Source organism: Pseudomonas sp. NPDC087639, assembly GCF_044743385.1.
Taxonomy (GTDB): domain Bacteria; phylum Pseudomonadota; class Gammaproteobacteria; order Pseudomonadales; family Pseudomonadaceae; genus Aquipseudomonas.
Genome location: NZ_JBIUWI010000123.1, coordinates 1 through 6,808, shown reverse-complemented (window position 1 = coordinate 6,808; position 6,808 = coordinate 1). Strand labels below are relative to the sequence as shown.

The window sequence follows — 6,808 nt, the reverse complement described above, 5'->3', positions numbered from 1 at the left end:
AGCAGCCCGGAAGGCGTGACTACATCATCCCAGGCAACGATGACGCAATCCGCGCTATCCAGCTGTACATGGGTTCGATGGCTGACGCAGTTATCCGTGGTCGCAACAATGTTTCCGGCGGCACTGTAGAATTCGCAGCTGAAGAAACTCAGGCTGCAGCTGAGTAATTGACGCCCTGGCGTTGACTCAGTAAGCAAAAAGGGGGCTTGGCCCCCTTTTTGCCACCTCGAAAACCATTTGTTAACAGCGCAGCTACAGCATCTGTAACGTGCAGCGGCTAACAAGGGTGATTCGGGAAGAATTGAACGCCCGTTCGATCGGGTGGAATGGTTGAAAACCTATCCAAGAGGAATTTGAAAATGGCAGAGATTACTGCAGCGTTGGTTAAAGAACTGCGTGAGCGTACTGGCGAAGGCATGATGGATTGCAAAAAGGCCTTGACCAAGGCCGGCGGCGACATCGAAAAAGCCATCGACGACATGCGTGCTTCGGGCGCGATCAAGGCTGCCAAGAAAGCAGGTAACGTAGCTGCTGAAGGTGCCATCGCGCTGAAAGAAGACGGCAAATCCGCCGTTCTGCTGGAAGTGAACTCGCAGACTGACTTCCTGGCTCTGCAGGACGACTTCAAGGCATTTGTTGCTGCAAGTGTTGAAAAAGCGTTCGCCGACAAGCTGACTGATGTTGCTCCGCTGATCGAAGCTCAAGAAGCTGATCGCCTGGTACTGGTGGGCAAGGTTGGCGAAAACGTCAACATCCGTCGCCTGACTCGCGTTGAAGGTGATGTTGTTGGTGGTTACCTGCACGGCAACAAAATCGGCGTAGCAGTTGTTCTGAAGGGCGGTGATGTTGAGCTGGCCAAAGACATCGCGATGCACGTAGCGGCAAGCAACCCTGAGTTCCTGCTGCCATCGGAAGTTTCGGCTGAAGCTATCGAGCGCGAGAAAGCTGTGTTCCTGCAGCTGAACGAAGAAAAAATCAAAGGCAAGCCAGAAAACATTGTTGAAAATATGGTCAAAGGCCGTATCAGCAAGTTCCTGGCAGAAGCAAGCCTGGTTGAGCAGGCGTTCGTCAAGAACCCTGAAATCAAGGTTGGCGAGCTGGCCAAGAAAGCGGGTGCTGAAATCGTTTCCTTCACCTACTTCAAAGTAGGCGAAGGCATCGAGAAGCCGGTCGACAACTTCGCTGAAGAAGTTGCTGCCCAGCTGGCTGCCGCCAAGCAATAAGACAGTTTTCAACTGTCGCCCGAAAGAGGCTGCCCGCTCACGCGCGCAGCCTCTTTTCAGATGGGGTAGCCAATTTTTATTGGTTTCCACTTGGAACTGACTTACAAAGCCATGTTCCGATGGCGCTGAAGCAGCGCCAAGCTAGAGTGAACGCCAGCTGTAAACAGCTCGCAAAGAATTTTAAATACGCCGCAGGAGAGATTCGCAATGGCTCAGCAGGGCAGTGGTTATCAGGCTCGCTATAAACGCATTCTACTCAAGCTTAGCGGCGAGGCCCTGATGGGGTCGGAAGAGTTCGGGATCGATCCAAAGGTTCTGGATCGCATGGCGCTGGAAGTCGGCCAACTGGTCGGCATCGGCGTACAGGTCGGTCTGGTGATCGGCGGTGGCAATCTGTTCCGTGGCGAAGCCTTGAGCAAAGCCGGTATGGATCGGGTGACAGGCGACCACATGGGCATGCTGGCCACTGTGATGAACGCTCTGGCCATGCGCGACGCGCTGGAGCGTGCCAATATCTCGGCCATCGTGATGTCGGCCATTTCCATGGTTGGCGTGACCGATCACTATGATCGCCGCAAAGCCATGCGCCATCTGAACTCCAAAGATGTCGTGATTTTCGCGGCCGGTACCGGCAATCCGTTCTTCACCACGGATTCGGCAGCCTGCCTGCGTGCAATCGAAATCGATGCCGATGTTGTGCTCAAGGCGACCAAGGTCGATGGCGTCTACACCGCAGATCCGTTCAAAGACCCGCATGCCGAGAAGTTCGATCATCTGACATATGATGAAGTGCTGGATCGCAAGCTGGGTGTAATGGATCTGACTGCTATTTGCCTGTGCCGCGACCACAAGATGCCGCTGCGCGTATTCAACATGAACAAGCCTGGTGCCCTGCTGAACATTGTTCACGGCGGCGCAGAAGGAACCCTGATCGAGGAAGGCCAACAATGATCAATGAAATCAAGAAAGACGCTCAAGAGCGCATGCAGAAGTCCCTGGATTCCCTGTCCCATGCATTCGGTCAGATTCGCACCGGCAAGGCACACCCAAGCATCCTGGGCAGCGTGATGGTGCCGTACTACGGCGCAGACACCTCCATCACCCAAGTAGCCAATATCACTGTAAAAGACTCGCGCACCCTGCAAGTCGTGGCGTTTGAGCGCAACATGCTCGCGGCAGTCGACAAGGCAATCCAGAGTGCCGGCCTGAACCTCAACCCGACCAACCTGGGCGAGTTGCTGCTGATCTCCATGCCTGCCCTGACCGAAGAAACCCGTAAGGGGTTTACCAAGCAGGCGCGCAGTGCAGCTGAAGACGCTCGTGTTGCCGTGCGCAACATTCGTCGTGATGCCTTGGGTGAGCTGAAGAAGCTGGTCAAGGACAAGGAGATCAGCGAAGACGAAGAGCGTCGTGCTGCTGCGGACATTCAGAAGCTGACTGACAAGGCTGAGGCTGATATCGACGCAGCCACCAAGCAAAAAGAAGCGGACTTGATGGCCGTATAAGGGTCGAGCTTTTAATGGACAAGACCAAGCAGACTGCGCCGTCCGCGGTGCCGCGCCATGTCGCGATCATCATGGATGGCAACAATCGCTGGGCGAAAAAACGCTTTATGCCGGGTGTCGCCGGGCATAAAGCGGGCGTTGATGCTGTACGGGCTGTAATCGAGGTGTGCGCTGAGGCCAAGGTTGAGGTACTGACCCTTTTCGCCTTTTCCAGTGAAAACTGGCAGCGTCCGGCCGATGAGGTCAGCGCCTTGATGGATCTGTTCTTCAAGGCGTTGCGTCGTGAGGCCAAGCGTCTCAACGATAACAACATCAGCCTGCGCATCATTGGCGATCGCTCGCGCTTTCATCCGGAGCTTCAAACCGCGATGCGCGAAGCCGAGGCGATGACTGCGGGCGCCAACCGTTTTATCCTGCAGATCGCCGCCAACTACGGCGGTCAGTGGGATATCGCGCAAGCCGCGCAGCGCCTGGCGCGTGAAGTTCAGGCCGGGCATCTGCGCCCGGAAGACATCACCCCTGATCTGCTGCAAACCTGTCTGGCGACCGGCGATTTGCCGTTGCCGGATCTGTGCATCCGTACCGGTGGCGAGCACCGCATCAGTAACTTCCTGCTGTGGCAACTGGCATACGCCGAGTTGTACTTCTCCGACCTGTTCTGGCCGGACTTCAAACACGATGCCATGCGCAATGCGCTGGCCGATTTCGCTTCGCGCCAACGTCGTTTCGGTAAAACGAGCGAACAGGTTGAAGCTGGAGCCCGGGTTTAATGCTTAAACAACGAATCATCACTGCGCTGATCCTGCTGCCGATTGCCCTGTGTGGGTTTTTCTTGCTCCAGGGTTCCGGTTTTGCGCTGTTCATCGGTCTGGTCGTAAGTCTGGGTGCCTGGGAATGGGCGCGTCTGGCCGGCTTCACCGCGCAATCGTTTCGCGTCGGTTTTGCTGCCGTCGTCGCGTTGATGTTGTTCGTCATGTATGTGCTGCCCGGCCTTGCGCCTTGGGTACTGGGTGCTTCGGTACTTTGGTGGGCGGTCGCGACGTATCTGGTGCTGACCTATCCGAAGTCCAGCGAGCATTGGTCCAGTGCCGCCACCAAACTGGTGATCGGTCTATTGATTCTGCTGCCGGCCTGGCAAGGTCTGGTGCAGATCAAGCAGTACCCGTTGGGTAACTGGCTGATCATGGCGGTGATGGTATTGGTCTGGGGTGCCGATATTGGCGCCTACTTCTCTGGTCGTGCATTCGGCAAGCGCAAGTTGGCCCCTCAAGTCAGCCCGGGTAAAAGCTGGGAAGGTGTGTACGGTGGTCTGGCACTGAGTCTGGTGATTACCGCCATTGTCGGTCTGGTGCGTGACTGGACGGTAGCTGAATTGCTCAAGGGCTTGATGGGTGCTGCGCTGATCGTGTTCATCTCTGTTGTGGGTGACCTGACCGAAAGCATGTTCAAGCGTCAGTCCGGTATCAAGGACAGCAGCAACCTGCTGCCGGGTCATGGCGGCGTGCTCGATCGCATCGATAGCCTGACAGCGGCCATTCCAGTCTTCGCCGTATTGCTGTGGATGGCTGCACCGTGAGCCGTCCGCAACAGATTACCGTTCTGGGTGCGACAGGCTCGATTGGTCTGAGCACCCTCGATGTCATTGCGCGTCATCCAGAGCGATATCAGGTTTTCGCGTTGAGCGGGTTTACGCGTCTGAGTGAGCTGTTGGCCTTGTGTGTGCGTCATATCCCGCAATTTGCCGTGGTGCCGGAAGTCGCCGCAGCACGTGGTCTGCAGGATGATTTGCGCGCCGCCGGTTTGCCGACCCGCGTGCTGGTGGGGGAGGAGGGCCTGTGTCAGGTCGCCTCTGCTCCGGAAGTTGACGCAGTCATGGCGGCTATTGTTGGTGCGGCTGGTCTGCGTCCGACTTTGGCTGCCGTTGAAGCGGGCAAGAAGATCCTCCTGGCAAATAAAGAGGCGCTGGTGATGTCCGGCGCCTTGTTCATGCAGGCGGTACGCAAAAGCGGTTCGGTGCTGCTGCCGATCGACAGCGAACACAACGCGATTTTCCAATGCATGCCGCAGGATTTCGCTCGTGGTTTGAGCAGTGTCGGTGTCCGTCGGATTTTACTCACAGCCTCTGGTGGCCCGTTCCGACAGACGCCCGTGAGTGAATTGGCGAATGTTTCACCTGATCAGGCGTGCGCGCATCCGAACTGGTCCATGGGGCGCAAGATTTCAGTCGATTCGGCCAGCATGATGAATAAAGGTCTCGAGTTGATCGAGGCCTGCTGGTTGTTTGATGCAAAACCTTCGCAGGTCGAAGTGGTGATTCACCCGCAGAGCGTGATTCACTCTCTGGTCGATTATGTCGATGGCTCGGTGCTGGCACAGTTGGGCAATCCTGACATGCGCACGCCGATCGCCAATGCACTGGCCTGGCCGGAGCGCATCGACTCCGGTGTGGCACCGTTGGACCTGTTTGCGATCGCGCGTCTGGACTTCGAGGCGCCCGATGAAGAGCGCTTCCCATGTCTGCGTCTCGCACGGCAAGCTGCCGAGGCAGGCGACAGTGCACCAGCAATGCTCAATGCAGCGAACGAAGTAGCGGTGGCAGCGTTTCTCGACGGACGGGTTCGTTACCTGGAAATCGCGAGTATCATCGAGGAGGTCTTGAACCTCGAATCAGTTGTGGCGCTGAATGATCTCGATGCCGTGTTCACGGCAGACGCCAAAGCGCGAGTCCTGGCCGAGCAATGGCTAAAACGTCACGCTCGATAGGTTTTGCAACACAATGGCTATAAGCGGCACTGAACAGGATTGCGGAGAAAGTAGATGAGTGCGCTCTATATGATTGCCGGCACCCTGATCGCCTTGGGTGTGCTGGTCACCTTTCACGAATTCGGCCACTTCTGGGTCGCGCGTCGCTGTGGCGTCAAGGTTCTGCGCTTTTCCGTAGGCTTCGGCATGCCGTTGCTGCGCTGGCACGACAAGCAAGGCACTGAATTTGTTGTGGCTGCAATTCCGCTGGGTGGCTACGTCAAGATGCTCGACGAGCGCGAAGGCGAGGTGCCGGTCGATCAGTTGGATCAGTCGTTCAATCGCAAGTCCGTTCGTCAGCGTATCGCTATTGTAGCGGCCGGCCCTGTTGCCAACTTCCTGTTGGCCCTGGTGTTCTTCTGGGTGCTGGCGATGCTCGGTAGCGAGCAGGTGCGCCCGGTCATCGGTGCGGTAGAGTCCGGCAGTATCGCCGCCAAGGCTGGTTTGGGTGCGGGTCAGGAGATCGTCGCAATTGATGGCGAGCCAACGACCGGTTGGGCAGCTGTCAATTTGCAGCTGGTACGTCGACTCGGTGAAAGCGGTTCGTTGCAGTTGCTGATGCGCGAGCAGGGCACTACCGTTGATTCGCCACGTGAGCTGGTGCTGGATAACTGGCTCAAGGGCGCTGATGAACCCGATCCGATCCGTTCGCTGGGTATTCGTCCTTGGCGTCCGGCCTTGCCGCCGGTGTTGGCTGAACTTGATCCAAAAGGCCCGGCTCAGGCTGCCGGCCTGAAAACCGGTGATCGTCTGCTGGCGCTCGACGGCCAGGCGCTCAACGACTGGCAGCAAGTGGTCGATACCGTTCGTACGCGTCCTGATACCAAAATCGTGCTGCGTGTCGAGCGTGATGGTGCTTCAATCGATGTCCCTGTGACCTTGGCTGCGCGCGGTGAAAGCAAGTCGCCAAGCGGTTATCTGGGTGCGGGTGTAAAAGCTGTCGACTGGCCACCGGAGATGATCCGCGAAGTCAGTTATGGGCCGTTGGCCGCGATTGGCGAGGGCGCCCGTCGTACTTGGACCATGAGCATTCTCACGCTGGATTCACTGAAGAAAATGCTGTTCGGCGAGCTCTCGGTAAAAAACTTGAGTGGACCGATAACCATTGCTAAAGTGGCGGGCGCTTCTGCCCAGTCGGGCGTCGCTGATTTCTTGAATTTCCTTGCTTGTGTGAGTATTAGCCTGGGAGGTCGGAATTTGCTGCCCATTGCGGGACTGGCTGGGGGGGCTTTGTTGTGTGATCTGATCGAGTGGGGGCGTGGTCGTGCCGTGGCGGGG

The 6,808-nt window shown here is 57.1% G+C and carries 7 protein-coding genes and 1 pseudogene; all 8 read left to right on the top strand.

The features are described 5' to 3' along the window. A pseudogene (locus ACIOVB_RS26690) lies at window positions 1-167 on the top strand (30S ribosomal protein S2); the annotation flags it as partial. 192 nt (window positions 168-359) lie between these two features. Next, window positions 360-1,223: a translation elongation factor Ts gene (tsf, locus tag ACIOVB_RS26685; protein ID WP_401272180.1), complete on the top strand. Its 864-nt coding sequence runs from the start codon at window positions 360-362 to the stop codon at window positions 1,221-1,223. 207 nt (window positions 1,224-1,430) lie between these two features. Then, window positions 1,431-2,174, top strand: a complete 744-nt coding sequence (gene pyrH, locus ACIOVB_RS26680; RefSeq protein ID WP_003222124.1) for a UMP kinase — start codon at window positions 1,431-1,433, stop codon at window positions 2,172-2,174. Beyond that, window positions 2,171-2,728 carry a ribosome recycling factor gene (gene frr / locus ACIOVB_RS26675; protein ID WP_187679155.1) on the top strand — a complete coding sequence of 186 codons (558 nt, stop codon included), beginning with the start codon at window positions 2,171-2,173 and terminating at the stop codon, window positions 2,726-2,728. The genes pyrH and frr overlap by 4 nt, the downstream gene beginning before the upstream one ends. A gap of 14 nt (window positions 2,729-2,742) precedes the next feature. Then, window positions 2,743-3,498, top strand: coding sequence for a polyprenyl diphosphate synthase (uppS, locus tag ACIOVB_RS26670; RefSeq protein WP_103303033.1), 756 nt, complete (start codon window positions 2,743-2,745; stop codon window positions 3,496-3,498). Continuing rightward, window positions 3,498-4,304 carry a phosphatidate cytidylyltransferase gene (locus tag ACIOVB_RS26665; protein ID WP_187679154.1) on the top strand — a complete coding sequence of 269 codons (807 nt, stop codon included), beginning with the start codon at window positions 3,498-3,500 and terminating at the stop codon, window positions 4,302-4,304. Before uppS ends, ACIOVB_RS26665 begins: the two co-directional genes overlap by 1 nt. Next, a complete protein-coding gene (gene ispC / locus ACIOVB_RS26660; protein ID WP_401272179.1) occupies window positions 4,301-5,491 on the top strand; it encodes a 1-deoxy-D-xylulose-5-phosphate reductoisomerase in 1,191 nt (396 codons plus the stop codon). Before ACIOVB_RS26665 ends, ispC begins: the two co-directional genes overlap by 4 nt. A 54-nt stretch (window positions 5,492-5,545) precedes the next feature. Beyond that, on the top strand, window positions 5,546-6,808 hold a 1,263-nt coding region (rseP, locus tag ACIOVB_RS26655; protein WP_401272178.1), incomplete at its 3' end, for an RIP metalloprotease RseP.

Excerpts from the sequence above, each read along its gene's own strand:
- tsf (WP_401272180.1), top strand. The coding sequence starts at position 360 with ATGGCAGAGATTACTGCAGCGTTGGTTAAAGAACTGCGTGAGCGTACT.
- pyrH (WP_003222124.1), top strand. The coding sequence starts at position 1,431 with ATGGCTCAGCAGGGCAGTGGTTATCAGGCTCGCTATAAACGCATTCTA.
- frr (WP_187679155.1), top strand. The coding sequence starts at position 2,171 with ATGATCAATGAAATCAAGAAAGACGCTCAAGAGCGCATGCAGAAGTCC.
- uppS (WP_103303033.1), top strand. The coding sequence starts at position 2,743 with ATGGACAAGACCAAGCAGACTGCGCCGTCCGCGGTGCCGCGCCATGTC.
- ACIOVB_RS26665 (WP_187679154.1), top strand. The coding sequence starts at position 3,498 with ATGCTTAAACAACGAATCATCACTGCGCTGATCCTGCTGCCGATTGCC.